This window comes from Bradyrhizobium sp. SK17, from assembly GCF_002831585.1.
In the GTDB taxonomy this organism is placed as follows: Bacteria; Pseudomonadota; Alphaproteobacteria; order Rhizobiales; family Xanthobacteraceae; genus Bradyrhizobium.
Map to the genome: position 1 here is coordinate 6,384,381 of NZ_CP025113.1, position 26,168 is coordinate 6,410,548.

Consider the following 26,168-nt stretch of genomic DNA (forward strand, 5'->3'; position numbering starts at 1 on the left):
TCAGGCGCTGCAAGCGCCCGTCAGACGTTGGATCGAGGTGGCTGATCCGGAGGCTTGGCGCCAAGCCCGTCAAGCAGACGGTCGTCGCCCGCCGCAAAGGCGTTCTGCGACGGATCACGCGCGATCAGCGAGGCGGCCCCGGCAGGAAGCGGTAGCGAGACACTCAGCATGCACAACGCAAGGAACGGACAATCGTCGCAGCCCTTGCTCTTGGTCTGGTCCGGACAGCACGGCATGCCGTCCGCCATCGCCTGCGCCGAGATGGCTCCGTCGGGCATCGCATGACCCGACATGGCCTGATGGTCAGTCATCGCCTGTGTCGCGGCAACCTGCGCATCCGGCATCATCCGGGCGAATGCCGGCGCCACGGGCGCGAGCAACAGCCCGGTCGCGACAAGCAGCAGTACCCAGAGATTGGCGATCCGCCTCAGATGCATGCCCGCTTGTCGCACGGATCAGCGGAACCTGCAAATCCGCGCAACTTCACGATCGCGCCAGCTGCGCATCGTCCAAAGGCGTGCAAGACCCGAACGCGCAGATGATGACACCGCGCATCTGGTATCTTGAGCTTAGAACCATCCTTTGACGTCGTCCTGGCGTAAGCTAGGACGACGACAACATTTGCCGCACGCGACGCAGTCCCACGCCACCCATCCCCCTCACTTCATCAGCGCCTCGACCTCCTTGCGGAACGCCTGGCGCGAGCCGTCGCGGGAGTAGAACATGTGGCCGCCGGGATAGACCACGAGCCTGGTGCGGCTCGGACCGGCAAACGCCGGCAGCTGGTCGAGAATGATCTTGGAGGCGAAGTATGGCGTGGCGAGATCGAACAGGCCGTGGCCGATCAGGAGCTTCAGCTTCGGATCGAGCGCGAGCATCTGGCGCAGCTGCGTCACCGACTCGGTCGGATTGATGCCGTGACCGAACTCCCACGCCTTGTTCACGCTTTCGCTGAGCAATTGATAGGAGCCGTCGGGCCGCCAGTTCAGCTTGCGGGTGGTGAGATCGACCGCGGCGCTGGTCAGCGGCGCCATCAGGGGATCGCCCGACGGATCGTTGAAGTGGAAGTAGCTGGAGTCCGGATAGGGATCGAACCCTTCGACCGAAGCGTCGTAGCGGCCGGTCACCTTGCCGTTCTTGCGGTCGAACTCGCGGCGGAATTCGCCGATGTCGAAACGGCCGGCAAGCCTGCGGCTGATCGCCTGATCGATGCCGGTCAGGCTGGCGACCTTGTCGGCCAGCCGCGTGGTGGCTTCGCTGTCGGCCTGACCCTTGACCAGATCGAGCAGGAAATCGCCGGACGCATAGCGCTCGACGTCGGCGAGATCCTCGCGCTTGACCGGTCCCTTGGCCTGCCGCGCCACCGCCGTCATGGTCGGCAGGCTCGCGACATATTGCAGGAGGCTCGAGCCGGTATATTCGCGGAAATCCAGCACCGGCGAGATCAGGATCAGGCCGCGCGGGCCGACGCCCTGCTGCATTTGCAGATTGCGCACCACCTTGGGCCCGCGGATGCCGCCATAGCTCTCGCCGACGACGTATTTCGGCGAGGTCAGCCGGTCGAATTTCTCCAGCCAGCGGCGGATCACCAGCGCGACCGAATTGGCGTCGCCGTCGACCGTGAAGAAGCGCTTGCGCGCATCCTCGGAGCTGGTGACGAAGCGGCTGTAGCCGGTGCCGACCGGATCGATGAACACCAGATCGGTGAAGTCGAGCCAGGTGTCGGCATTCGGCTGCAACTCGGGCGAGGCCGAGGACACCGCGCCGTCGCCATCGAACGGCAGCCGCCACGGCCCGACATTGCCGAATTGCAGCCAGGCCGACGCCGAGCCCGGCCCGCCGTTGAACAGGAACGTCACCGGTCGGTTGGCCTTCTCGGCGCCGTCGAGCTGGTAGGACGTGTAGGCGATATCGGCGAGCGGCTCGCCCTTGTCGTCGAACACGCGGATCGAGCCCGCGGTCGCGCTGAAGGCCAATGTGCGCCCCGGCAGCGCCACTGATTGTTTCGTGGTGGAGTCGGGCGGCAGGCGATGTTGCTCGGGCGCCGATGCGTTGCCGGCGGCGTTGGCAGCGGGACCGCCCCCTCGCCGCGCCCTGCCCGGCCCTTCTGGCCGCTCGGGTTCTGACCGCCCGGCGCCTGTGCGCTCGGCGACGGCTGCGGCTGCGGGGTCTCGTCGTCGGCCCGCGCCGCGGTCGCAAGGCAGGCCATCAGCAACGCAGCCGCGCACCGTGTCGCAAAACCGTTAGCCATGTCATTCACTCCCTGGGCCGACCTTTACGCATACCATCATCAAACTGCGATAGCTTGGCGACACCGGCAAGGCATCCGGTCCGTTCCCGGACCATCTCGACAAGGCCGCCCGGGATGTATAGACGAGCGCGGCGTAGTCCGTGCCAAACGAGTTCGTGAGCGATGGCCAGCTCCAAGCGGTATGACAAGATCGCCTTCGTCGCCAGCGCCAGCGCAGAAGCGCAATCGGCGCTCGAGCAGCTTTCGGCGATGTACGGCAACCATCAGGCCGGCGATGCCGACGTCGTGGTCGCGCTCGGCGGCGACGGATTGATGCTGCAAACGCTGCACGCCAACATGCGCACGGGAAAGCCGATCTACGGCATGCATCGTGGCACCGTCGGCTTCCTGATGAACGAGTATTCGACGCATGATCTGCGCACCCGGCTCGCCGCCGCGCGGGAGTCGCTGATCAATCCGCTCTTGATGCGCGCCACCGACATCCACGGCACCGTGCATCTGCATCACGCCATCAACGAGGTCGCGCTGTTCCGGCAGACCTACCAGGTCGCCAAGCTGCGCATCCTGATCGACGAGCATGAGCGGATGGCGGAGCTGATGGCCGACGGCATCCTGGTGGCGACGCCGGCCGGATCGACCGCCTATAACCTCTCCGCCCAGGGCCCGATCCTGCCGATCAACGCCGCGCTCTTGGCACTGACCCCGATCAGCGCATTCCGGCCGCGGCGCTGGCGCGGTGCGCTGCTGCCCAACTCCGCCTTCGTTGTGATCGAGGTGATCGAGGGCGACAAGCGCCCGGTCGCCGCGGTCGCCGACCACGACGAGGTCCGCGACGTCCGCCGCGTCGAGGTGCTGTCCGACAAGACGATCGCGATGCGGATGCTGTTCGACCCCGGCCACTCGCTCGAGGAGCGCATCCTGCGCGAGCAGTTCGGCTACTGACGGCGACGCGTTCCTTGCTCCCCTTGCCGGCAACCAATCATTAACCCTGGGGAGGATATGGTTAACGTCGGGTAATACCGCGTTGGCCCGGTATGCCCTTTCGGGACCGGACCATGTATCGCATCGATTTCAACAAGCTGCGATTTCTGATTTGCGACGACAATCCGCACATGCGCCGCATCCTGCGGACGCTGTTGCATTCGTTCGGCGCACGCGAAGTCTATGAAGCCGAGGACGGCGCCACCGCGCTCGAAATGTATACGCATTACGTGCCCGACATCGTCATCACCGACTGGTCGATGCCGATCTTCGACGGGCTCGAGCTCGCGCAGATGATCCGGCAGCCGGAATCCAAGGGCAATCCCTACGCCCCGATCATCATGCTGACCGGCCATTCCGAGAAGCGACGCGTCACCGTGGCGCGCGATGCCGGCGTCACCGAATTCCTGGCCAAGCCGATCTCGGCCAAGGGCCTCTACCAGCGCATCATGAACGTGGTCGCCAATCCGCGCCCGTTCATCAAGACCAAGACTTATTTCGGCCCCGACCGCCGCCGCAACACCACCAACACCTATATCGGCCCCGAGCGCCGCGGCAGCGGCGAGGTCGAGGTGTTGCAACAGCCGTCGCTGCTCGAGAAGGCGCGCTCGACCATCTAGGACATCGCCATGGCGAAAGACAAACCCGGGACCATCGAGGTCCAGAGCTTCGGCACCCACCATGTGATCACGCAGCCGAACCCGCTGCGCAAGATGCTGTTGCGCGTGCCAGAGAGCGATCTCGACGATCCGGTCGGCCGCGCCGAAAAGGCGCTCGCCGGGCTGTCGGGCGAGTTCAAGGAGTGGATGACGATCGAGGCCGACCGCCTTTCCGCCGCGTACGCCACGGTGCTGCGCGAGGGCTTCAATAACAAGACCCGCGAGGAACTGTTCCGGGCGGCGCACGACATCAAGGGCGACGCCGCGACATTCGGCTATCCGTCGGCGGCCGCAGCCGCCGAGAGCCTGTGCCGCATCATCGAGCACGCGCCGGATCTCGCCGCGGTGCCGGCCCAACTGATCGCCCATCACATCAACGCCGTGCAGGCGATCGTGCGCAACCGCACCAAGCTCGACACCGCCGTCGTCGCCGGCGTGCTGAGCAAGCAGCTCCGCGGCATCGCCGACGAATTCCTGACCCACGCCAACCGCGACCGCCCCGAGCATCTCGAGGCGATCCTGGCGCCGAGCATCGTGCCGGGCGAATAAGCGCGCCGAACGGCCACGACTTCATCATCAATTGCCGGAAACGCGGCCCGTCTGAAGCGAGACGAGATGAGGTTGAACCGTCATCTCGCTCTAAAGCCTGATGAGATTAGGTTGAACTGGAACGGCATCGAAGGTTCACCTCTCCTTTGGGAGAGGTCGATTTGCGCAGCAAATCGGGTGAGGGGTTACGGTTTATCGAGAGAGCAAGAGCCCTCACCCGGATTGCACTGGACGATGCTTCGCATCGCCATGCGCAATCCGACCTCTCCCCAGCGGGGAGAGGTGAACCGAGACCGCGCAAAACCGATTCAACAAAAACTCATCTCGCTTTAGCTTCCTGTTTGCGCATGATCTTCTCGGAAAACTGCTTCGCACTTTTCCGAACCATGCTTCAGGCCGCGACGAGGTCGTCCTCGTAGGGCAATGCCGCGAGCGCGTCTTCGGCGGCGAGCTCCTCGCAGAACATCCGCGCGTCCTCGCGTGCCGATTCGGTCGCGAAGCGCCGCAGCAGGATCAAGAGCGGCTCGGCCGCCGTGTGATCGGTCTCGCAATGCGTCAGCACGCGCTCGACCATGCGGCGATGCAGCCGCGCCGCACCGTCGCCGCTGTCGACATAGCCGACCTCGTGGCTGGCCTCGAGCGCGACGCGGAACGCCGCATAGGTCGATTCCGGCAGGCCGGCGCGCCGCAGCAGCGCCGACAGGCCGTTGCCGCCGCGATCGTTGAGCAGCGCGGAGACGCGGCCATAGGGCAAGCCGGACAATTCGGCGAGCGCCGCTCCAAACAGATCGAGATTGCCCGACAGCAGCGCGCGCAGGATCAGTCCGGCGGTGAGCTGGCCGGTGGCGCGCAGATGCGCGATCAGGTTCTGCATGTCGTCGCCGAACGCACGTGCGGCGATGTTCACCGTGGAGCGCTCTTTCGCCTCGCCGGCGATCCGCTCGGCGCGGTCGGTGCCGAGCCAATTTCGCGCCACGACGAATTGCGCCAGTGTGTCGGAGAGCTTTGCGACCAGCGCCAGCCGCGTCGCCGACGGCAAATCCTCCAGCGCCAGCATCGATTCCCGGATCGCCGCCAGATGGCCGTGACGCTCGACGATGCGGTCCCAGGAGAACGCCGCGAGCCCGGCATAGGGATTCTCGATCAGTTCGAGCGCGGCCGCGGCCGAGCCGACCTCGGCGATCGCGGCGGCAACGGACGCCGGCAGGTCGACGCGGCGTGCGATCGCGCACTGCATCTCGTCGCAGCCGGTCGCGACGATGTCGACAAGGTCAGCGTCGATCAAGAGCGGCGAATGTTCCAGCAGCGGCAGCGCGATCGCCGGCTGGTCCGCGGCCAGCGCCTGCACGATCGTGGCCGGCGCCTCGGCACTGTGCGCAAACACCTCGGCCATCGCCTGCCGCACCAGCGGCGACGGGTCGTCGAGCAGCATCAGCAGCGCGCCTTCGGCCGCGATCCGGTCGTCCTCGGTGAGATCTGAAATCAGCCACGCCCGGGCCAGCGCCCGCGTCGCCTCTGCCCGCTCGCCTGCCGGAGCGGTCCTAATCCAACTAATGAACTGCCGAACGATCATGGTCCTGCCGGCTTACGCAACGTAACGGCATCGACATACGACGCCACTACAAGGAAAAATAAACCATGACGCTTAACAAAGGGTTCACCATAAACGTTTGGGATTATTGCCGTTTCGTTAATGCGGCCAGGACGCGCAGTGGTCCCCGCAGAGCGCCGGGTGCTAGCTGCTGCTGCTGTAGGTCCCGTTGGGATCGCTGAACAGGTCGAGCCGGCCGGGCGCGCGGACCTTCGGCGTCGCCGACGTGGTCAGCGCAGAGGAGCTGCCCCACAGTTCCTGCACCGTCGGCGAGATCGGTTGCGGGCGGTCGCCACCCTGATAGAGCGAGCGGAAGGCCGGCGCCGGCTGGGCCGAGGCGACGGCGGAGGTCGTTCCTGCCGACGTGGCCGCGCGGGCGTCCGGGAAAGTCGAGAGATAGGACGCGGTGTCCATGGTCAGCGCCGGTGTCGGCACAGCGCTCGCGATCGCGTAGGGACTCATGGTGTCGCCGCCCGCCGCGGCAAAGGCAGTGCGGGTATCCTTGGAATTCGCTGCCGCGGCATAGCGCGTGGTCAGCACCGAATAGACCTGGCTGACGCTGCGCGCATTGCCCGACTTGTCGTAGAAGATCGACTGGTTGGCGGCCGCCGCCTTCGGAAACATCGCGGCCGCGTTGGCGCTCGGACTGTCCTCGGCACCCGAGATCAGCTTGCCGGCGCCGCCGACCCCCATGAAATGGGCCATGTAGAGCTCGGCATCGGTCGGGCGACGGCCGAGCGTTCCGGTGAGCTTGAAGCTGTTGGATTGCGTCAGCACCGCCGCCATCGACGACGCGGCATCGGGATCGTCGCGCAGCTTCATGATCGCGTTGCGCGCGGTGGGATCGCTGACCGAATAGCTGCCGTCGGAATTCTTGGTGATGGCGTTGGCGTACTGGCCGTAGCCGAGCTGGCTGCCGGCCTCCTTGACGGTGCCGAGCCAGGTCTGGTCGATGAATTGATAGAGCCCATGCGCCGACGATGTCGTGGCGCCGGCCCGCGGATTGAAATTGGATTCCATCTTCGCGGTCGTGAGCAGATATTCGAAGCTCGTGCCGGTGGTCGCGGCCGCCTGCTTGATCGAGCTCGCGACTTGCAGACGCGAGGGATCGACACCTGTCGCAGCCGTGGCATTGAAGAGGTCGACCGCCATCGATCCGGTGCCTTGCCGGGCGCCGGCAATCGGCACCCAAGTCCTGTCAACCTGCCGCAATTATGGTTAATGGCACGTTAAGAGCGCCCCGTCGGGGAGGAAGCCGGCCTGGACTGCGCTACTTGCGATAGACCTGCGCCGGATCGAACAGCCGCTCGGCATCGACGAAGGACAGGCTGACGTCGCCGCCCTCGCCCTTCACCGCCCGGTAGAAGCAGGAGCGACGTCCGGTGTGGCAGGCGGCGCCGATCTGCTCGACCTTGATCCACACCGCGTCCTGGTCGCAATCCGTCCGGATCTCGACCACGCGCTGGGTCTGGCCCGAGCTCTCGCCCTTGCGCCACAGCGCATTGCGCGAACGGCTGAAATACCAGGCTTCGCCGGTCGCGATCGTCTTGCGCAGGGCTTCGTCGTTCATATGCGCGACCATCAGCACGTCGCCGGTCGCGACATCGGTCGCGACGCAGGTCACGAGACCTGCCGCGTCGAATTTGGGCTCGAAGCCGAGCCCCTCTTCGCGGTCGTGATCGTGGGTCGATGCGGACACGGCAAACCTCGCTCGAGAAAACGCGAGGTTACCGGTTCGGTCCTCGCACCAGGGACAGGAAACGCTGCTGCTCCGCCGGATTGTCGCGGAACATGCCGGTGAAGCGGCTGGTGAAGGTCGATGCACCGTGCTTGGCGACGCCGCGCACCGACATGCAGGTATGCTCCGCCTCGATCAGCACCGCAACGCCGCGCGGCTTCAGGATCTCGTCGATCGCGGCCGCGACCTGCGCGGTGAGATGCTCCTGGGTCTGCAGGCGGCGGGCGAAGATGTCGGTGAGCCGCGCCAGCTTGGACAGGCCCACGACGCGCTCCACCGGCGTATAGGCGATATGCGCCTTGCCGTAGAACGGCATCATGTGATGCTCGCACTGCGAGGTGAATTCGATGTCGCGGACCAGCACGAAGTCGTCGTAGCCGGCGGTCTCGCCGAAGGTCCGGTTCAGCACCTCGGCCGGCGCCTGATGGTAGCCCTGATAGAGCTCGTCATAAGCCTCGACGACACGACGCGGCGTGTCGAGCAGGCCCTCGCGATTGGTGTTCTCGCCGATATAGGCGAGCAGCGTCTTCACGGCCTGCTCGGCCTCGGCCCGCGACGGGCGCGGCTGGTCGGCACGGACCGCAGCCCCCATGAACTCGGAAGGATCGAGCTCGGCGGACTTCGCGTCGGTTGGCTTGTTGGGGCGAATCGATTTGATCAAGGCGTCCATGTCTTCTCCGTTCGACCGGCCCTGGCACTGCCCTCGGGCCGGATGTGTCACCGGGCAGACGGGGCGGATCGTCGAACCGCCGGGCGCCTGAGTCCCATCTTTGTAGCACCGCCCCGGCGAAAGTGGACCGCGGCGGCGGCATGGCCGGACTATGTTTCCGGCGCTGCCGTTCATATATAGGACGATGAAACCCAGCCGCCAAGAGCGCCCGGCGCGGCCGGAACCAGGCACCTGTCCCCATGCTGAACGACATTTACAACAAGCGGATCATCGAGTTGGCCGGCAATATTCCGCGCCTCGGACGGCTCGCGGACCCCGACGCCAGCGCCACCGCCCATTCCAAATTGTGCGGCTCGACCGTCAAGGTCGACCTCAAGATGGATGGCCCCGTGGTGACGGACTTCGCCCATGACGTGAAGGCCTGCGCACTCGGCCAGGCCTCGTCCTCGATCATGGCGAGCCACGTGGTGGGCTCGACCGCCGACGAGCTGCGCGAACTGCGCGAGACCGTTCGCAAGATGCTGAAGGAAAATGGCCAGCCCCCGCAGGGCGGCAAATGGGCCGACATCGCGCTGCTCGAGCCGGTGCGCGACTACAAGGCCCGCCACGCCTCGACGCTGCTGACCTTCGACGCCGTGGTCGATGCCATCGGGCAGATCGAGGCCAAGACGAAACAACCGGCCTAGGCAGTCACTGCGAAGGCTGGACCTGCGCCGGCGCGGCGGTGCCGCCGGTCGGCACCACGGCCTCGGCGGTCTTGGTCGCCTTCGCGACCTGCGGCTGCAATTCGCCTTCCACCGCGCTGCTCAGGAAGCGATCGCTGTTCTTCGGCTTTGCCTCAGCGACCGGGATCGCATCGTCCTGACGCGGCAGCACGTCGGCGACCGCATCGGTGGTGACGAGATTGGTCAGCCGCAGTTCGGCCGCCGACAATTCGTGCAGGTCTTCCCACGGCGGCACGCTGAGCGCGAGCGACAGCAGCTCACCGGCGCCGCCCATATCGAAGGTGTATTTGGCAAGACGGCCGATATCGCGCTCGACGATCATCAGGTCCTGCGCGGTGTAGCTCGCGGCCTTGGCATCGTCGGCGCGGTCGCCCATCCAGATCTGATGCACACGGACGTGCGCGGCCGGCGGCACGTAGCGGGTCTTGCCCGACAGCAGCAGGAACACGCACATCGACTCGCAATAGGCATCGGGCAAAACGCTCGCACGGTCGCCCTGCGCCGCCTGGCTGACGACGCTGGTGCCGACCGTCGTCAGCGCCCCGAGACCACGGAAGCGGCGGCCGAGCGTGATCGCGTCGTTGACCGAGCCACCGCTGGAGTCGAGCACGATGGTGGCGCCGCTGAGTTGGCGACCGCGTGCGAATTCGTCGAAATCCTTGGGACTATCCGCCGTGATGATACCGACCGCCGATACCCATCCGCGGCAATTCGGCTGGCAGGCAATCCAGCTGAACTTCATCGGCAGCTTGCGTTCTTCGAGCGTCGAACTCGCCTGCGCGGAACTCCCCGCCGTGGTGACGGTACCGGATACTGCAAAGCAAAGCGCAGTTGCGCCGACCAGCGCCAAACTGCGCAACGAGAGCGACTTGACGAGCCTCAATTTGGTTCCTTCCCCCAAGCCCCTGACGGTGCAGGCGTTGGCTACGGCCCCATCGGCAATACGCCACGATTCTGTCATCGGCGCGTTATGGGAACGGTAGCCTTGCTGACCTGGAGCGTCCATAGGACCCTTGCTGCAGCGCCACCCTGCGCGGTGGGATAATTGCGAACTGTGGCGTAAATATCCGCAGCAGCACGGTTCCGCGGCTTGGAACCCCCGCAAGACTACGTACATGATTGCGCGATGCACCCGACAGATCATTCGACGTCACACGCCACACGATGCACGGAATGTGCCACCGGCATGCGCCGCCTGCCGCGCAATCTGGGGCGCGCCCTGATCTGGATCTACCGGCATACGCTGTCGCCGCTGGTTGGCTACAACTGCCGGCACCTGCCGACCTGCTCGGTCTACGGCGATGAGGCGATCGAGCGATTCGGCTTGTGGGGCGGTGGGTGGATGACGCTGGCGCGGCTGCTGCGCTGCCGGCCCTGGGGCACATCGGGAATCGACAACGTGCCTGCGGCAAAGCCGCCGGGCGCACATTGGTATCTGCCCTGGCGCTACGGCCGCTGGCGTGGCGTCAACGACAATTGATGATTGCTGCGGCGCTTCCAAAAGTGGCGCGCATTGCTGCCCGGCGGAACTGTGGCGATACTTGGCGCGTTGTTTCGGTGCCCCCTTGCTACCCCCTGGGGAGGAAACAACGATGCGCTGGAAAATCAGCCACAACGGTCACGATCCCCGGCAGATCGATTTGCTGGCGGTGCTTGCCCTGCTCGTCGTGATCGTCGCCGCCTACGGCTACTTCACCCACAGTCCCAGCAAGCCGAGCACGACGGCGTTCATCGTGCCCAGCCAGAGCGTGAGGTGGTGACGCGGCTCTAGCGCGAGCCCCAGAAATCGTCGGACGGCTGCGGTCTCGGCGGACGAGGTTTGCGCGGCTTCGGGCTCGGTGAAAGCGCGGGCGCCTGCTCGCCTGGCGGCAGCGCTTCTGCGGTCGTTCCGTCGCCGGGCAATCTCACCGACAGCAGCAGGTTCGATTCATTCGGCCGCCAGCGATAGCCGATGCCGAAATCGATCGGCCGCGCGCGGCTGAACAGCTCGGCATAGGACTGCTGATAGAGGCCCGGAAACTTGTCGATCGGACCGAGGTAGCGGCCGAACGGCGCGAACCGCCACATCTTCGGGCTGTATTGCGCCAGCGGAATTCCGGAATCGTCCTGGATGATGGTCGCGCTGTTGGCGAGGATGAACTTGCGGACCGTCGAGAAGTCGCCGAGGTGCATCAGATAGGAGGCGCTCTTGATCAGGCTGTCACCGGGCGCAAGCGTTGCGCAGAACTTCAGGAAACCGCTCGCCTTCAGGCCGGAATTGGAGAGATCGGTCGAGAAATAATACAGCGTCTTCTCGACGCCATCGGCGCCGGCAAACACGATGCGCGTGCCGCGCGCCTTGCTGCTCGCCAACTCGTTGCCTCCAACGGTGAGTGCTCCATTGGCATCGAGCGCCACCGGCTTGACGTCGCGGATCGTCATGCCGGAGCGCGCGAGGAACACATAGAGGATCGGCAGGGTGCCGCTGACCTCGGCGACATCGAGGTCGGTCTTCATCTGCCTGGTAACGAAGAAGGAGAAATTCAGTAGCGACCACAGCGAGCGCTCGACGCTGTCGAGCGCGACGGCGACGGTGTCGGACGGCAACGAGGTCAGATCGGATACAGCGCCGGTCGGCTCCAGGCCACTCAGCACATAGGTCGTGGCACCGGAATAGAACGCATTGGCGTAGAGGAAGTCCGGTCCTGCGAACATGTAGAACATGGTCGGCCTCGCCGCGGGGAGATTGGCGCCGGACCAGTTCCGGATCCGGGACAATTGCTGTTGTTCGAGCTGAGCGAACGCCGTGTCGAAGAACTGCGCGTGGCGCTGCCAGGCGGGATCCGTCGTCAACCGCAGCAACGGCGAATTGGCTGAGGGCTGCAAGCCGGCAAGGAAGCGCGCCGTATCATTCGCCGTCACTTCGGCAGCCCGCACCGCCGGCGCCAACAGCACCAGGGCCAGCGCCACGATGGCAACGGACAACGATATTCTCATTTCAACTCCAGACGCGATGATCGGGCCGCTTCACAGGATGGTGCAGGCCCGCATGCCGCTCGAGGGCAACGCATGATTGATGTTGGATTATACCGCAGGTTGCCGTAAAATTTGCAGTGATCCCGTTACGAATCCGTCTGTTTCTGCCTGCGGCTGGGTCCTGTCTACACGCCAGGCTTCATATCCGGACATCGTTTTCGAGCGCGACCATGTTCACAAGAAGTTTGATCACGATTGTCCTGGCGATATCGAGCCCGTCGCTCGCCCCGCGGCCGCTGTACGCCGAAGACGGTCAGGTCTCGACGCATGCCCCGCAAGCCTGCTGGGTTGCCGCGGACCTGGCCGCGCGGGACGGCGAAGACACCATCGTCAAGGAGAGGATCGAGCCGCCGCTCCCGCAACCCGCTTCGGTCGACGCCGCACCGGCCGAACCTCGCGCGTTGGGCAGCGTACGCAGTGTCCGCCTGCCACCCGGAAAGAAGCTGATCGCGCTGACCTTCGACTTGTGCGAGGGCGTCAATGAGGTCGCAGGTTATCAAGGCAAGATCGTGGACATCCTACGGGACCACGGGGTCAAGGCCACCTTCTTCATGAGCGGCAAATGGATGATGACGCACAAGGTGCGCGCCCAGCAGCTGATCTCGGATGCCCGCTTCGAAGTCGGCAATCATACCTGGGAGCATCGCAATCTGCGCCTGTTGTCCAGTCCAGACGCGGCGGAGGAGATCAGGAAAGCCGATCAGGCCTATGACGAGCTCCGCCAGGACCTCGAGGGACGCAAATGCGCCGTGCCCGGACGCCGGGGGATGGCCGACGAAATTGCTCCGAAATCGATGAGCCTGTTCCGGTTTCCCTACGGAGCATGCGATTCCAGATCGCTCGCCACCGTTGGCCGGCAGGGTCTCGTGCCGATCCAGTGGGACGTGTCGTCGGACGATCCCGACTGGAAGGAGCGCCCGGACGCCATGACGAAGAAGGTGCTGGACAATGTGCACCCGGGATCGATCGTGCTGTTTCATGCCAACGGCCGCGGCTGGTACACCGACGATGCGCTGCCGGACATCATTTCCAGCCTGAGGAAGCAGGGCTACGACTTCGTCACCGTGACGGAGCTGCTCAAGGCGGGCGAGCCGGTGATCAGTTCGTCCTGCTACGACCAGACCGTCGGAGACACCGACCAGTATGACGAGTTGGCGCGCCAGATCGAGGCGCATTGAGGTCACGGCCGTGCCCGCCCCACGGCAGCGCAACGCGCTATTGCGCCGAAATATCGTGCAGGACCGATTTCGTATACGAGATGACGTCGTTGCCATTCTCGAAGTATGGCGCGACATCGACGTCGCCAGCGCCGGAGCCGGTCGCCATCAGGGTGCCGCGTGCGGTCTTGATCACCGCCAGGTCGAGCAAGCTGCTGCGATAGTCCAGTTTGGTCACCAGTTGGCCCGAAGCCACGTCAGTGACGATCAATGAATTGTCGTCCGATACGCTGACGATCGATTTGCCCGATGGTGAGAACTTTGCCGACGTCACATAGGGCGATCCGTGATGATTGATATCCCTCGGTTTGCCGCCCGCCAGGTTCCAGATATCCACGTCGTAGAATTGAGACGATGCGACCAGCGCCGTCTCATCCGGTGAGAAGTCGAGAGAGTTCACGTCTCCTCTATGGCCGCTGTAGAAGCGCGGCTGCTCTCGATTGCGAAGGTCGAACACCTCGATCGGACAAATTCCCGCACTGACGGCGACCAGATGCTCGCTGCCGGACATTGCGATGTGCACTTCGGAACCAGCCGAGGCGCAGTCCTTGTCGGTCGGTTTCGACGGCAGCTTCGCAGCGAGCGACAGCCCCCCGGTCTTCGACGTTGGACAGCTCCACTGTGTGTCTCCCCGCAATGGGCACAGCATGACGCTTGCCGCCTCGCCGTTTCGCAGCTCGACTGCCAGCAGGGCGCCGGACGCACTGATCGCGACGCCGCGGCCGGTCGGGACGGGATCGCCGGGCAAGGCGATCGTCCGGATCGCCCATTCGGCATCGTCTCGCCTGGTCCAAACCGTGAGCAGCGGCTCGACGCCACTTGCGATGATCACGTTCGGTGACTGGAACAGCACCTGGTTGAAGTTCGGCTGAGCCGGGTGGCTCGCTCCGTCCGACCGGCCGGATGGAAGCGCCTTCGGCAACTTGCCCACGGATTTCACATAGACTGCGGCCCGGTCGGTAAAGGCGACCTCTTCCCGGGAGGGATTGAGCGCGACCGAATTGATACGTCGAGGCCGCTTGTCGTCGCCCGGCGGCAAACGGTAGCTCAGTTCCGGGATGTTCGCCCTGCCGAGCAGCGGCGTCCACACCCGCGCGGTGCGATCAAGTGACGACGTGACCAACATCGTCGATGCAGAATTGAATCGGACGGTCCGCAACGCATTCAGGTCATCCGCCGAAACTCCCGGCTGTAGGCGTCGCGAGCCGCTGCGTGATGCGAACGTGTCCGCAGCGATCTTGTTCAGCAGACGCCAGGTGCCGGTCTGATAGACCCGCACCGATCCATCAAAATCTGCGGTCGCGAGCAGGCTGCCGTCCGGACTGACGTCGAGGTCCCAAATGGCATTGTCATGCTCAAGTGCAAACGGCAATGGTTTCGCGGTTCGCGACGACGTGTCGACATCCCATATGGTGACCTTGGCGTCGTTGCCGGCAGACAACAGGATCGGCTTGTCCGATAGAAACTTGACCGACTTCACCCTGCCCCTCGCCGACTCCTCCGGACAGAACGGGTGATCCAGGTCATCGAGCCGCAGGAAGCAGATGCGTCCGTCTCCCAGCCCCACCGCGATCGTTTGTTTGGCACGATCGATGTCGACGGCCCAGATATCCGCCGGCGGGAGCGTCTTCGTCAGGTCGATATCCTGCTTCAAGGTCCAGCGTAGCGGATCGCCCCCCTTCGCTCCGCCGGGTTGCGCCGGCACGGACCGGGATCGCTCCCAGATCGCGATGTTTCCCGCTCGCGACGACGTCACGAGCAGCATGCCGTCGGCTGAAAACACGATCTTGAAAACGCTGTCGATACCATGCGGGTTCGCGCGCTTGATTTGCAGGGCATCGAAGCGATTATCCGCGCTCGTCAGATCGAGCAGCACGACCGCCCCCTGATTGAATCCGACCGCTGCGACGTCGCCTTGCGGCGAGACGGCGAGCGATCGGCCCTGCGCCCGGTTGCCGTCAGGGTCGCGCTGGCCGAAATCGACCTCACGCAAGACGGTCCGTTCCGTGGTGACCGCCCATTGATGCAGAATGCCGGTCTTGTCGATCGCAAGCACCGATTTTCCATCGGCGGCAAAATCGGCGGCATGCACCTCGTCTGCGGCACTGAACCGATACAGTTCGTAGACCTGCTGCAACTTGCTCCATACGACGCCGAAACTGGCTTCGCCGAGGGAGACCGCCTCGAGTGCGGTATTGACTTGAGAAATGCGCGTGTATTCGGGCGGGAGGCTCCAGGCCGCCAGGTTGGCCGCAGCCCTCAGCTTCTCCCGCTCGGCAACTTCCCTCTCGCGGGCCTTGGCGTTCATGATCTGCAACGACACAAGCGAAACGCCTGCCAGGATCCCAAGCACGAGGACGATCGAAGTCAGCACGAACAGCCATTGTTGCCGCTTCGAGGCGTCCAGCAACGCCACGATCGACTTGAAGATCGCCTCTGGCGCCATCCGCCGGGCGCTGCTGTCGGGCGACGCCGGCCAATCGACATTGCCGAGATAGCGGGCCGCCCAGTCCGAATTCGGACGGGCCTTGTCGAACCATGACTGGTACTGGCCACGCGCGACCCATTTCAGGGCGATCCGTGCGAGCAACCTCTCGAAGGTCGATTGATTGTCCGGGGCGCCGCTCCAGTCGCGCGCCAGGCGCGCCAGCGACATGATGTTGTCGCCCGATCTCTTCTCGTCGAGCAGCCATTCCGCCTGCAATGGCTGCCAGAGGCGCAGGATGCACTCATGGGTGACGTCGACGGTGTCTTCCCTGGCGAGATGAGGATCGTAGCGAAGATAGGCCTCCTCGCGGGTCACGAACGCGCGAACGACGGCGCGGGTATCCTCTTCCGAGGCGCCGATGATCTTCGCGAGCGTTCCGAGCTTTTGCGGCTGGCGGATGTCACGGTTTCGGCTGTCGACCGCGGTCAGCGCACAAAATGCCTGCCGCGCCGCCGGCTTCAGTCGATCCTGCAAGGTATCGTAACGCCGCGTCAACCGATCCGACAGGGTACGGCGCAGCGCAAGCCGCCCTTCCGCCGACATCAGGTCGAGCTTCTCGGGAAGGCCGAAGACCTGGACGAAGTCGGCGAGCCCGATGATCACGTCCTTGTGGCCTTCGGCCGACGTCTTCGCCGCGTAGAGCACCCGCAACGCGTGCTGCATCAGCGGAAGCTTGTCGAGTTCGTCCTCGAGGCAGTTCAGCAGCCATGTCGAAAGGTCCGGCAGGATCTGGCCGCCCCACAGCGTGATCGGCCCCTCGATCGCCTGCTGGATCTGGTAGCGATCGAGCACCGGCGTGAGAAACTGGCTGTCGTTGATCAGCCGCACCAGTCCGGGATAGCGCGAGCACTTCTCCAACTCGTCGGTGCGGATGGTGATGACGATATAGATCTTGCCGCTTGCCGCCGCCGTCTTCAGCAATATGTCGACAAGGTTGACGGCCGCCTCGGAGTCCGACTGGGCATAGCGGAACAACTCCTCGAACTGATCGACCAGGATCATGATCGGGCGCGTGCCGATCCCGGCGACCAGATCGAGCACCGTGTTCAGGTCGCTGGTGCGCCGCTGGGCGATGACGTGGCCCTCGAGAAAGTCCCTGATCTGCGCCGACCGTTCGCCCGTCCCGCCCCCGGTATCCTCCTCGACCTCGCCGACAACCGCATCGGCAATGCCGCGAAACAGATTGTCGACCGGATTGTTACCCGGGTGCAGGTCGCAGAAGATCCAGTCGGATCCCCGGCCAGACAGGAAGCCGGCCTCCAGATGGTTCATCAGCCCGGTCCGCGCCAGGGACGACTTGCCGCAACCGGAGGATCCGGTGATGCAAAGGAAATGGCTGCTCGAAAGCTTGACGATCATCTCGCTGATATGATCGTCACGACCGAAGAAGATGTCGCTCTCGTCCTTCCGGAACGCCCGCAATCCCGGGTAAGGCTCAAGACTGCTGGTGTCGCCGGGTTCCACCTTATCGCGCCTCGCGCTGGGCAATGACGACGCCGAGCTTCGCCAGGAAGCTCGAAATCTCGGCATTGTCGACCTGGTCGGTAACGGTGATCACATGGACGTTCGGGCCGCGCGGGAACGGCAGCGCCGTGGGCGGCGCCCCATTCCCCACCGCGAGCTCGAGCTGGCTGACGTTGAGCTCTCCCGTCGGCCGCCGGATCAACCTGAAATGCGCCTGGGTCCGCTTCTGTCCCTCGGTGCTTTTGCCGTAGGCGAGGATCAGGGCGTTGTTGTCGGCGACTGCGTTCGCCAGCGTCTGTCCGGTCAGGTCGTAGTCGAGATGATCGACGTTGACGTGGTCCGCCAGCGCGTCGGCGATCTTCTGCGCGAGTTCGCTGTCGGGGCGCGCCGCGTCGATGACGACAAAAGGCGCCGCAGGATTGCGGCCACGAAATTTTCCGGCACGACGCTCGTCGGACCGCCGCTGCGCGGCAAGGTCGTCGAGCTTCTTCAACAGATATTCCTCGAACTCGACGAAATTTCCGATCTGGCAATCGCTGATGCTCTTGAGAAAGGCGCCGTAGTCGGATTCGAGATCCTCGACATCAAAGCTGGCCGACCGCCAGAGGAATATCGGCTTGCCAGCCTGCCGAGCCATGTCACATTGGGCGCGGACCAGGCGCAAATCGGATCCAGGCACGAGCTTCCCCGGACTAGCCCCGAGCAGCTGAACGTATGCGTCGCATTTGGCCAGCGCGCGCTTGAACGCGGCGGCGAACGTATCGCCTTCGCGAACATCGAGCTCCGGATCGAATGCACGGACCACGAGCTTGTTCGCTTCCATCGTGGTGGCGAGCCGCTGCGTTTCCGGTTTGACGTCGGTTGCCGGATACGCAACGAAGACGGCCGTGCCGGTCTGATCCGACTGGTCGTTGGTCCGGGCATCCTGATCGTTGGGGGCTTCCGGCGGCAGCATCAGGGCGCGCGCCTTGAGGCCTGCCACGACCTGTTCGAGCGCCGCGCCATACTCATCCCTGGTCGCGGTATCGTTCGGCAATGGATAACCGTATCTCACCGACCTCTTGTTGCGGTCCGGCCCCCAGAACTTGACGAAGATGATGTCCTTGACCGCGTTTCGATACTTCCTGATGCGGTCCTCGTCCTCGTTGAGCGACACCGGCTCGATTTCCACCAGAAACAGCGGCTTTCCGAGCTCGATCAACCGTGCGAATTCCGCTTCGCATTCCTCGGAGCGGCTGAACTCCTCCGAGATGAACAGGATCGCGACGTCACAGGCGACCATCGCCTTGTCAATCTCCACCCGGAAGTTGTCCGACACCCTGGTGATGTCGATGTCGCGCAACACCTCGAACCGCGGACGCCCGGAGTTGCAGCGCAACTCGTATTTGAGGTCCTCCATGATGAGACCGAGGCGGCTGTTGTCGGACTTGGGACGCGGCTCGGTATCGGCGTGAGAGTAACTGACGAAGATCTTCAGCTTGCGCATCCCAGCCTCCCCTGACCGGCGGAATGCAGCATCTCTCCGTTCCTGGAAATGACCGACCACTTCATCGATTTGATCTTCATTGCTCTCGCGAACCTGACCGGGCTGGTGCAATCGACTTGTCGAGGGAGCGCAAGCGCCGGCGGGCCCGCTCCAGAAAAGCCTCAGAGCGGCCGGGCCACCCTGAAGCCGTAGAAAATGGTGCGCGAGCCGTCGCCATGGCGGTAGGCCGACCTGGCCTGGTTCATGGCGGACGCCCACGATCCGCCGCGCAGCACGCGTGTCGAGCATTGGTCGCTGTCGCCGTTGCTCTTGCCGTCGCCATCATTATCGCCGGCAGATTTCACGGCAGTGCCGTCGGCAGGCGCATTCCTGTAACTGCCGACGTAACAATCCTCGACCCATTGCCAGACGTTCCCCAGCATGTCGTAGAGTCCGAACGGGTTCGGCGGGTATGAGCCGGACGGCGCCGTATAGAGGTGACCGTCCAGACATGGAATGAACGCGTCCTTGTGGTCCTTGTCGGTCCCGAAGGTTTGCGCTGCCGCGCGGTCGAGCACATTGGCGTGGCGGCACACCTCGGCATCGTCGCCCACCCAATAGCGCGGGGTCGTCGTGCCGGCCCGGGCGGCATATTCCCATTCGGCCTCGGTCGGCAGCCGATAGGGTTTCCCCGTCTTCTTGCCCAGCCACGCCGCGTATTTCTTCGCATCGTCAAATGACACGCACACCACCGGATCGCGATCGGTCTGTGCAAATCCGGGATTGCGCCAGTTGAGCCCATGCGGGATCACGATGTTCGATACGTCCTCGCTGCGGAATGTGAAGCAATCCTCAGGACGGTATCCGGTCTCCTTGATGAAAGCCGCGAACTCGCCACGCGTCACCGCGTATTGGCCGATCGCGAACGGCTTCTTGAACTCGACCTTGTGCGGCGGTCCTTCGTCGTCGCCATCGGACAGCTCGTTGTCCTCGCCTCCGCTCTTGGCGGGATCGGCTCCGGCGGCTTCGCCCTTCGGCGCCCTGGCGTCAGACTGCTCCGACTTGGTGCCCATGAGAAAGCTGCCACGGGGCAAGCCGACCATGGTGGGGCAGACTGAACAGTCCTTGAAGGTCTCGGCCGCCTTCGCGGTGTCCGCCGAGCCGTCCAAAGCAATGAAAAAGACAATCAATATGGCGCAAAAAACAACATGCACGATCGTATCCCCTGACCGAGCAGAAATTTCGGCGGCAGTTTTGCATAGGGGCCTGATATCGTCAATCAAAGGTAGAAATGATCTGCAATGGTTATCGGCGAGCCCCGACCAGCGACCGCTGCGCCGCCAAATCAACGGGCTCGGGCGCCAGCCTCCAGTCCGATTCCGCAGGCATCGCGGTGATGAACGCCGAGGGATTTTGCGATGCCCGGCATTGCTTGCGCCCGGCGTGCCCCATAGGGTGCGAGCATTGGGACGAACATTTTTCCGGAGGTGGGCATTGCGCGAAGGCTTGTACAAGCTCGAATTTCACACCGTCCATGGCACCGGCGCCGGTGTGCTCTACGCCACAAACGGCAAGCTCCGCGGCGGCAATTCGGCGTTTGCCTTCGTCGGCAACTACGCCGACCGTGGTGACGGCATTCACGTCAAGGTCTCGACCCAGCGGCACAATCCAGATCCGGCTTTCCGGCCGCTGTTCGGGACCGACGCGATCACGTTGATGCTGAAGGGCACTGCGGACGGCGACCTGGTCGACTTCGAGGGCGAGGCGCTGCAGCGGCCCGGCGTGAGCTTCAAGGCGGTCCTGACGCGGATCGCCGACTAGCCTCCTGGCGTCGAAGCGAAAGGCCTACTCGGCCGCGGCGGCACGCGCAGCCGGTCGCGGCCGGGTGACGACCACGACCGCAAGCGCCGCGGCGACGAAGGCCGCGGCCACATAGCCCGCACCATACAGCCATTCGCGCGCGAACAGCAGGCCGCCGATCGCGGAGCCGATGGCCTGGCCGATATACAGCACCGAGGTGTTGAGCGAGACCGACGCCGCGGCGAGCGCCGGCGCTGCACCGACCAGGCGCACCTGCTTCATCGAATTGGTCGATGCGAAGCCCAGGCCCCACACCGCGACCGAGGCGGCCATCAATGCATAGGCGCCGGCGCTCAAGGCCCAGCCCGCGACGCCGGCGAGCAGCAGTCCGGTGAACAGCACCGAGGTCTTCCAGGCGCCCCAGGAATCCACGATGCGCGTTGCGATTGCGATGCCGACGAACCCGAAAATGCCGTAGAGCGCGAACACGATGCCGATGGCGTCCGCATTGGCGCCGGTCAGCTTGGTCAGCAGCGGCCCCATGAAGGTGAACACCACGAACTGGCCGGACATTTGCAGTGTCGTGATCGCCAGCAGCAGGATGACGGTCGGATTGCGGCCGAGATCGGCCCAGGTCCTCAGATCGACCGGCGCGCCGTGCAATCCGCCGGGCAACCGCCACCACAGCAGCAGGCAGCTCGCGAGCCCGCTCAGTGCGATCGCGCCGTAGGTCACCCGAAATCCATAGCGGCTTGCGATCAAGGTGATCAATGGCAGCCCGATCGCAGCCGCCAGCGACCAGCCGAGGAAGACGTAGGCGATCGTGCTACCGCGCTTCTCCACCGGCACGATCAGCGCGGCGGTGCCGGCCGCTTGCGGCGTGTAGAGCACGCCGATCGCGAGCATCACCATGCGGATGATCAGCAGACTGTCGTAGTCAGGCGCGAAGGCCGATGCCGCATTGGTCAATGTCAGCACCAGCAACGTCGCCGTCAGCAACGCGCGGCGTTCGATCCGGCTGGTCAGCCACGCAGTGACCGGCGACCCCACGCACAACACGATCGCACCGAAGGTGATCAGGAGACCCGCGGCGTGGATCGTGACGCCGAGCCGGTCGGACAATTCCGCGAGCATGCCAGCCGGCGCCAGCACCGAGCAGCCGGTGACGATGTTGCCGAACATCAATGCAGTGGGAGCGAAGCGTTTCACGCGCCGTTGATAGCAGACCCGAAGATCAATGCAACTGCATCTAAATGCATGGCACTTGAGCGAAGCGGCACTTGATTGTCAGGGCGCCCATGCTCATGGCGACGGCGATGCCGCCGGCGTCGCATTGACGCTTGGCGACACCGCTGCCGGAGGCGAACCCGCAGGTTTCGGAGCAGCGGCCGCCGCCGGGCACGACGCCAACAGTTGCGTCCACCCCTGCTCCAGCCCCGTCGTGTCGATGTCGAATGTGGTGAGGCCAGGCTTGGTGTCAGGTTTGGCGTCGGCCGATGGCGTGCTCTCTGCGACCTGCAGATGCGGCACCGCCAGCATCGCCTTGACGGTATCCGAGTTCACCGGATCGCTCCAGACCTCGTATTTGCCGAACCGCGCCGGCGACCTGCCCAACGCGATGGTCTTGCTGGCGCCGGCCATCATCACCACCGTGCTCTTGCCCGCAGCGCCCTCGTCGAACTCGCGGACGAACATCAGCCGCCCGCGATCCCTGGTCTCGCAGAACAGGCGCCACTCCATCATCCGGTACGCGCTGCCGTCGCCCTTCTTCTCCAACGCGATCTTGCGAACATAGGGCCGCGTTTCCTTCTCCACCGCCCACAAGGTTTCCGGCAACGCCCTGGTGTCGATTCCGAATCGATAGAGTTCCGGCCGCGTCAGCACGTGCAGGTCCTCGAACTTCACCGATCGGATCAGGCCGCTGAGCTCATGGCTGATTCCCATCGCCGCCAGGAATGCGTTGCGGTCGCGATCGGCGCTGACCATCTCGCGCCGCCTGAAATCCGCGACGGCCTGCGGCGGCGGATGTCCGTGAACCACGAACATCAGCTTGGAGTTATGGACTGCGACCACCGCATCAGGCGCCACTTCGCGGCTGGTCGCGCCCAGGAACAGATAGGCGCAGGCCGAGACGCACATCGCGCTGCGCGTGGCGAGTTCGGCCTCGACCTCGCCCTTCGCGGCTTTGATCTTTTGGCAGGCCGCATCGACCTGCGTACCGGTGGAACAGGCCGGCACGCTGGTGCGGCCGACCCGGATCGCCGCCTTGCGGGCACGCAGCAGCCGCGCGATGGCATAGGACTGCTCGACATTGCCGCCCGGCGAATGAACATAGATTGGAAGCTGGGTATCCTTGACGCCGGCGAGGAAGCGGCGAATCCGCGCCGCGGCATCGCGGTCGATCTCGCCTTCAATCGCGATCCAGCGATCGCAACCGGCACCACAGGCATTCGCCGCACCCGCCGCACCCTTGGCGAGATAGATGGTCAGCCGTTTCGCGAATCCGGCCTTCTCGACCGGTGTTTCCTCCGCCCGCAGCACGCCCGGGACCAGAAGCAACGCCACAAAGAACAGGAGACGGGAAAACATGAACCTTGCAGATAGTGCGATGGCGGAAAACGGCCTTTCGACGTTAGACGATGATCGGCATCGTCGCAACGATTGGAGCCGCCAGAGCCGGGCGAACTTCCTCGGCAAGCTGCGGCCGGAGGCCGCATTTTCTTGATATTGCCGGATTGCAGGCGTCAAATCCCCTGCTATACCGCTGCTTTCCGCTTACCTGCGCTCGTTCGCAGGAGTGAGCTCCAGGAGCCATCGATGACAGAAACGCCTAAATCCGAATCCGGATTCCAGTACAGTCTCTCCAACCTCAAGCCCGCCGAACCCGTGAACAAGATCGCGCTGACGTTTCCTGACGGGGCGAAGCGTGAATTCGCCAAAGGCACCACCGGCCTCGACATCGCCAAGGGGATTTCGCCCTCGCTCGCCAAGCGCACCGTCGCGATGGCGCTGGACGGCACGGTTGCCGATCTCAACGATCCCATTGAAAGCGACGCCAGGATCGAGCTGATCGGCCGCGAAGACCCGCGCGCGCTGGAACTGATCCGGCACGATGCCGCGCATGTGCTCGCCGAAGCCGTGCAGTCGCTGTGGCCCGGCACCCAGGTCACGATCGGCCCGGTGATCGAGAACGGCTTCTACTACGACTTCTTCCGCAACGAGCCGTTCACCCCGGAAGATTTCGCCGCGATCGAGAAGCGGATGCGCGAGATCATCGCGCGCGACAAGCCGTTCACGAAAGAGGTTTGGGATCGCGAAAAGACCAAACAGGTGTTCCGTGACAAGGGCGAGGCCTTCAAGGTCGAGCTGGTCGATGCGATCCCCGGCAACGAGCCGATCAAGATCTATTACCAGGGCGACTGGTTCGATCTCTGCCGCGGCCCGCACATGACCTCGACCGGCAAGGTCGGCAACTCCTTCAAGCTGATGAAGGTGGCGGGCGCCTATTGGCGTGGCGATTCCAACAATCCGATGCTGACCCGCATCTACGGCACCGCATTCGCCAAGCAGGAAGACCTCGACGCCTATCTCAAGCAGATCGAGGAAGCCGAGAAGCGCGACCACCGCAAGCTGGGCCGCGAGCTCGACTTGTTCCACTTCCAGGAGGAAGGCCCCGGCGTGGTGTTCTGGCACCCCAAGGGCTGGACCATCTTCCAGCAGCTGATCGCCTACATGCGGCGCCGGCTGCTCGGCGACTACAACGAGGTCAACGCCCCGCAGATCCTCGACAAGGTGCTGTGGGAGACCTCGGGCCACTGGGACTGGTATCGCGAGAACATGTTCGCGGCGCAGTCGGCCGGCGACGAGGCCGAGGACAAGCGCTGGTTCGCGCTGAAGCCGATGAACTGCCCGGGCCATGTGCAGATCTTCAAGCATGGCCTGAAGAGCTACCGCGACCTGCCCTTGCGGCTCGCCGAATTCGGCGTCGTGCACCGCTACGAGCCGTCGGGCGCGATGCACGGGCTGATGCGGGTGCGCGGCTTCACCCAGGACGACGCCCATGTGTTCTGCACCGAGGAGCAGCTCGCGGAGGAATGCCTCAAGATCAACGACCTGATCCTGTCGACCTACGCCGATTTCGGCTTTGAAGGCGAGCTCACGGTCAAGCTCTCGACGCGTCCGGAGAAGCGGGTCGGCACCGACGAGATGTGGGATCACGCCGAGCGCGTGATGGCGACCGTGTTGTCCGAGATCAAGGCCACCGGCAGCAACCGGATCCGGACCGAGATCAACCCGGGCGAAGGCGCGTTCTACGGACCGAAGTTCGAGTACGTGCTGCGCGATGCCATCGGCCGCGACTGGCAGTGCGGCACGACCCAGGTCGACTTCAACCTGCCGGAGCGGTTCGGCGCGTTCTACATCGATCACGACGGCTCCAAGAAGGCGCCCGTCATGGTGCATCGCGCGATCTGCGGCTCGATGGAGCGCTTCATCGGCATCCTGATCGAGCACTATGCCGGCAACTTCCCGCTCTGGCTGGCGCCGACCCAGCTCGTGGTCACGACCATCACCTCCGAAGGCGACGAGTACGCCAAGGTGGTGGCGGCCGCAGCGCGGCGCGCTGGCCTTCGGGTCGAGATCGACCTGCGCAACGAGAAGATCAACTACAAGGTCCGCGAGCATTCGCTGGCCAAAATCCCGGCGCTGCTCGTGGTCGGCAAGAAGGAAGCCGAGAGCCATTCGGTCTCGGTGCGCCGGCTCGGCAGCGAGCGCCAGACCGTGATGCCGACCGACGAGGCGATCGCCGCGCTGGTCGACGAGGCGACCCCGCCGGACGTGAAGCGGGCGCGATCCGTCGCGTGAACCTCACAATCGGTCTAAACTGGCTTTCACTGGCCCGGTCGTGTCCCCATCTTGGGGGCACGACTCCCCCCTGAAGGACATTTCCGTGCCCGAAGCCATTGAACTTCTGAAGACACGCCGCTCGATGAAACCGCGCGAGATGACCGGCCCCGGCCCGTCCGCGGCCGAGCTCGAGACCATTTTGACGATCGGCGCCCGCGTGCCCGACCACGGCAAGCTCGCGCCCTGGCGCTTCATCGTGTTCGAGGGCGATGCCCGCGCCCGCGCCGGCGACGTGATCGCGAAGGTGTTTGCCCGGAAGAATCCCGGCGCGCCGGCCTCCGACATCGAGGTCGAGAAGAAGCGCCTGACCGATGCGCCACTGGTGATCGGCGTGGTCTCCTTCACCAAGCCGCATCCGAAGGTGCCGCCGTGGGAACAGGAACTGTCGGCCGGCGCCAGCGCGATGAACATCGTCACCGCGGCCACCGCGCTCGGCTATGGCGCCTGCTGGCTGACCGGCTGGTATTCCTTCGACCGCGACGTGCTCGACGGCCTCGGCCTGAAGCCGGACGAAAAGCTCGCCGGCCTGATCCATATCGGCACGCCGACCAAGCCGAGCGAGGATCGCCCGCGCCCTGCGCTGTCGGATGTCGTGACGCGATTCTGACGCATCGTCAGATAGACGTCTCTTCGGAGACCGATGGATGGCC

The 26,168-nt window shown here is 64.5% G+C and carries 23 protein-coding genes and 1 pseudogene; 11 read left to right on the forward strand and 13 right to left on the reverse strand.

Features of this window, described 5'->3' with window-relative positions; genetic code table 11:
- Positions 1–20 precede the first annotated feature (20 nt).
- Entirely contained in the window at positions 21–437 is a 417-nt protein-coding gene (locus CWS35_RS29550) for a hypothetical protein (RefSeq protein ID WP_100955101.1), read from the reverse strand.
- Between the two features lie 222 nt (positions 438–659).
- Positions 660–2,251: pseudogene (locus CWS35_RS29555) on the reverse strand (S10 family peptidase).
- Positions 2,252–2,413: 162 nt separating this feature from the next.
- On the opposite strand from CWS35_RS29555, the gene CWS35_RS29560 reads away from it, so the two are divergent.
- The 3 genes from CWS35_RS29560 to CWS35_RS29570 all read left to right on the forward strand — a co-directional run bounded on the left by CWS35_RS29560 (position 2,414) and on the right by CWS35_RS29570 (position 4,440).
- On the forward strand, positions 2,414–3,193 hold the full coding sequence (locus CWS35_RS29560) for an NAD kinase (protein ID WP_024582416.1): 780 nt from the start codon (positions 2,414–2,416) through the stop codon (positions 3,191–3,193).
- 113 nt (positions 3,194–3,306) lie between these two features.
- On the forward strand, positions 3,307–3,852 hold the full coding sequence (locus CWS35_RS29565; RefSeq protein WP_024582417.1) for a response regulator: 546 nt from the start codon (positions 3,307–3,309) through the stop codon (positions 3,850–3,852).
- 9 nt (positions 3,853–3,861) lie between these two features.
- Positions 3,862–4,440, forward strand: a complete 579-nt coding sequence (locus CWS35_RS29570) for an Hpt domain-containing protein (RefSeq protein WP_100955102.1) — start codon at positions 3,862–3,864, stop codon at positions 4,438–4,440.
- 391 nt (positions 4,441–4,831) lie between these two features.
- On the opposite strand, the gene CWS35_RS29575 is transcribed toward CWS35_RS29570, so the two are convergent.
- The 4 genes from CWS35_RS29575 to folE form a co-directional block, all read right to left on the reverse strand.
- Positions 4,832–6,013, reverse strand: a complete 1,182-nt coding sequence (locus tag CWS35_RS29575) for a DUF2336 domain-containing protein (RefSeq protein ID WP_100955103.1) — start codon at positions 6,011–6,013, stop codon at positions 4,832–4,834.
- Positions 6,014–6,175: 162 nt separating this feature from the next.
- Positions 6,176–7,183: a transglycosylase SLT domain-containing protein gene (locus tag CWS35_RS29580; RefSeq protein ID WP_100956780.1), complete on the reverse strand. Its 1,008-nt coding sequence runs from the start codon at positions 7,181–7,183 to the stop codon at positions 6,176–6,178.
- Between the two features lie 118 nt (positions 7,184–7,301).
- Entirely contained in the window at positions 7,302–7,730 is a 429-nt protein-coding gene (gene hisI, locus CWS35_RS29585) for a phosphoribosyl-AMP cyclohydrolase (protein ID WP_100955104.1), read from the reverse strand.
- Positions 7,731–7,758: 28 nt separating this feature from the next.
- The gene (gene folE / locus CWS35_RS29590; protein WP_024582422.1) at positions 7,759–8,439 is read right to left on the reverse strand and encodes a GTP cyclohydrolase I FolE; all 681 of its coding nucleotides are present in this window, start codon (positions 8,437–8,439) and stop codon (positions 7,759–7,761) included.
- Between the two features lie 239 nt (positions 8,440–8,678).
- Between folE and CWS35_RS29595 the strand changes: the two genes are divergently transcribed.
- Positions 8,679–9,125, forward strand: coding sequence for an iron-sulfur cluster assembly scaffold protein (locus tag CWS35_RS29595; protein ID WP_100955105.1), 447 nt, complete (start codon positions 8,679–8,681; stop codon positions 9,123–9,125).
- A 4-nt stretch (positions 9,126–9,129) separates the two neighbouring features.
- Here CWS35_RS29595 and CWS35_RS29600 read toward each other — a convergent pair whose 3' ends face one another.
- Entirely contained in the window at positions 9,130–10,047 is a 918-nt protein-coding gene (locus CWS35_RS29600) for a hypothetical protein (protein ID WP_168226396.1), read from the reverse strand.
- A gap of 243 nt (positions 10,048–10,290) precedes the next feature.
- On the opposite strand from CWS35_RS29600, the gene yidD reads away from it, so the two are divergent.
- Both yidD and CWS35_RS39680 read left to right on the forward strand, forming a co-directional pair.
- On the forward strand, positions 10,291–10,644 hold the full coding sequence (gene yidD / locus CWS35_RS29605; RefSeq protein ID WP_100955106.1) for a membrane protein insertion efficiency factor YidD: 354 nt from the start codon (positions 10,291–10,293) through the stop codon (positions 10,642–10,644).
- A gap of 112 nt (positions 10,645–10,756) precedes the next feature.
- The gene (locus CWS35_RS39680; RefSeq protein ID WP_168200240.1) at positions 10,757–10,924 is read left to right on the forward strand and encodes a hypothetical protein; all 168 of its coding nucleotides are present in this window, start codon (positions 10,757–10,759) and stop codon (positions 10,922–10,924) included.
- Between the two features lie 7 nt (positions 10,925–10,931).
- Here the strand turns inward: CWS35_RS39680 and CWS35_RS29610 are convergent, their stop codons facing one another.
- Complete coding sequence (locus CWS35_RS29610) at positions 10,932–12,140, reverse strand: hypothetical protein (protein ID WP_245438737.1); 1,209 nt, start codon at positions 12,138–12,140, stop codon at positions 10,932–10,934.
- A 209-nt stretch (positions 12,141–12,349) separates the two neighbouring features.
- Between CWS35_RS29610 and CWS35_RS29615 the strand changes: the two genes are divergently transcribed.
- Positions 12,350–13,357, forward strand: a complete 1,008-nt coding sequence (locus CWS35_RS29615; protein ID WP_100955108.1) for a polysaccharide deacetylase family protein — start codon at positions 12,350–12,352, stop codon at positions 13,355–13,357.
- A 37-nt stretch (positions 13,358–13,394) separates the two neighbouring features.
- On the opposite strand, the gene CWS35_RS29620 is transcribed toward CWS35_RS29615, so the two are convergent.
- From CWS35_RS29620 to CWS35_RS29630, 3 genes are all read right to left on the reverse strand, one after another.
- On the reverse strand, positions 13,395–17,348 hold the full coding sequence (locus tag CWS35_RS29620; protein WP_168226397.1) for a hypothetical protein: 3,954 nt from the start codon (positions 17,346–17,348) through the stop codon (positions 13,395–13,397).
- A 1-nt stretch (position 17,349) separates the two neighbouring features.
- The gene (locus tag CWS35_RS29625) at positions 17,350–18,834 is read right to left on the reverse strand and encodes a toll/interleukin-1 receptor domain-containing protein (protein WP_024582429.1); all 1,485 of its coding nucleotides are present in this window, start codon (positions 18,832–18,834) and stop codon (positions 17,350–17,352) included.
- 161 nt (positions 18,835–18,995) lie between these two features.
- Positions 18,996–20,096 carry a formylglycine-generating enzyme family protein gene (locus CWS35_RS29630; RefSeq protein WP_168226398.1) on the reverse strand — a complete coding sequence of 367 codons (1,101 nt, stop codon included), beginning with the start codon at positions 20,094–20,096 and terminating at the stop codon, positions 18,996–18,998.
- A gap of 211 nt (positions 20,097–20,307) precedes the next feature.
- On the opposite strand from CWS35_RS29630, the gene CWS35_RS39685 reads away from it, so the two are divergent.
- A complete protein-coding gene (locus CWS35_RS39685) occupies positions 20,308–20,634 on the forward strand; it encodes a GrlR family regulatory protein (protein WP_168226399.1) in 327 nt (108 codons plus the stop codon).
- Between the two features lie 24 nt (positions 20,635–20,658).
- On the opposite strand, the gene CWS35_RS29640 is transcribed toward CWS35_RS39685, so the two are convergent.
- A complete protein-coding gene (locus CWS35_RS29640; RefSeq protein ID WP_100955111.1) occupies positions 20,659–21,795 on the reverse strand; it encodes an MFS transporter in 1,137 nt (378 codons plus the stop codon).
- Between the two features lie 120 nt (positions 21,796–21,915).
- A complete protein-coding gene (locus CWS35_RS29645; RefSeq protein WP_100955112.1) occupies positions 21,916–23,202 on the reverse strand; it encodes an ATP-dependent Clp protease proteolytic subunit in 1,287 nt (428 codons plus the stop codon).
- Between CWS35_RS29645 and CWS35_RS39200 the strand changes: the two genes are divergently transcribed.
- The 3 genes from CWS35_RS39200 to CWS35_RS29655 all read left to right on the forward strand — a co-directional run bounded on the left by CWS35_RS39200 (position 23,201) and on the right by CWS35_RS29655 (position 26,125).
- Positions 23,201–23,338, forward strand: coding sequence for a hypothetical protein (locus CWS35_RS39200; protein ID WP_157817278.1), 138 nt, complete (start codon positions 23,201–23,203; stop codon positions 23,336–23,338). The genes CWS35_RS29645 and CWS35_RS39200 overlap by 2 nt on opposite strands.
- A gap of 92 nt (positions 23,339–23,430) precedes the next feature.
- On the forward strand, positions 23,431–25,476 hold the full coding sequence (gene thrS / locus CWS35_RS29650) for a threonine--tRNA ligase (RefSeq protein WP_100955113.1): 2,046 nt from the start codon (positions 23,431–23,433) through the stop codon (positions 25,474–25,476).
- An 85-nt stretch (positions 25,477–25,561) separates the two neighbouring features.
- Positions 25,562–26,125, forward strand: coding sequence for a nitroreductase (locus CWS35_RS29655; protein ID WP_024582436.1), 564 nt, complete (start codon positions 25,562–25,564; stop codon positions 26,123–26,125).
- Positions 26,126–26,168 lie beyond the last annotated feature (43 nt).

What these genes read in the sequence shown, in the direction of transcription:
- CWS35_RS39680 (WP_168200240.1), top strand. Translation starts at nt 10,757, where the DNA reads ATGCGCTGGAAAATCAGCCACAACGGTCACGATCCCCGGCAGATCGAT.
- CWS35_RS29640 (WP_100955111.1), bottom strand. Translation starts at nt 21,795, where the DNA reads ATGTTCGGCAACATCGTCACCGGCTGCTCGGTGCTGGCGCCGGCTGGC.
- CWS35_RS29625 (WP_024582429.1), bottom strand. Translation starts at nt 18,834, where the DNA reads ATGCGCAAGCTGAAGATCTTCGTCAGTTACTCTCACGCCGATACCGAG.
- CWS35_RS29595 (WP_100955105.1), top strand. Translation starts at nt 8,679, where the DNA reads ATGCTGAACGACATTTACAACAAGCGGATCATCGAGTTGGCCGGCAAT.
- CWS35_RS39200 (WP_157817278.1), top strand. Translation starts at nt 23,201, where the DNA reads ATGAACCTTGCAGATAGTGCGATGGCGGAAAACGGCCTTTCGACGTTA.
- CWS35_RS29580 (WP_100956780.1), bottom strand. Translation starts at nt 7,183, where the DNA reads ATGGCGGTCGACCTCTTCAATGCCACGGCTGCGACAGGTGTCGATCCC.
- yidD (WP_100955106.1), top strand. Translation starts at nt 10,291, where the DNA reads ATGCACCCGACAGATCATTCGACGTCACACGCCACACGATGCACGGAA.
- CWS35_RS29645 (WP_100955112.1), bottom strand. Translation starts at nt 23,202, where the DNA reads ATGTTTTCCCGTCTCCTGTTCTTTGTGGCGTTGCTTCTGGTCCCGGGC.
- folE (WP_024582422.1), bottom strand. Translation starts at nt 8,439, where the DNA reads ATGGACGCCTTGATCAAATCGATTCGCCCCAACAAGCCAACCGACGCG.
- thrS (WP_100955113.1), top strand. Translation starts at nt 23,431, where the DNA reads ATGACAGAAACGCCTAAATCCGAATCCGGATTCCAGTACAGTCTCTCC.
- CWS35_RS29610 (WP_245438737.1), bottom strand. Translation starts at nt 12,140, where the DNA reads ATGAGAATATCGTTGTCCGTTGCCATCGTGGCGCTGGCCCTGGTGCTG.
- CWS35_RS29575 (WP_100955103.1), bottom strand. Translation starts at nt 6,013, where the DNA reads ATGATCGTTCGGCAGTTCATTAGTTGGATTAGGACCGCTCCGGCAGGC.
- CWS35_RS29615 (WP_100955108.1), top strand. Translation starts at nt 12,350, where the DNA reads ATGTTCACAAGAAGTTTGATCACGATTGTCCTGGCGATATCGAGCCCG.
- CWS35_RS29560 (WP_024582416.1), top strand. Translation starts at nt 2,414, where the DNA reads ATGGCCAGCTCCAAGCGGTATGACAAGATCGCCTTCGTCGCCAGCGCC.
- CWS35_RS29565 (WP_024582417.1), top strand. Translation starts at nt 3,307, where the DNA reads ATGTATCGCATCGATTTCAACAAGCTGCGATTTCTGATTTGCGACGAC.
- CWS35_RS29550 (WP_100955101.1), bottom strand. Translation starts at nt 437, where the DNA reads ATGCATCTGAGGCGGATCGCCAATCTCTGGGTACTGCTGCTTGTCGCG.
- CWS35_RS29570 (WP_100955102.1), top strand. Translation starts at nt 3,862, where the DNA reads ATGGCGAAAGACAAACCCGGGACCATCGAGGTCCAGAGCTTCGGCACC.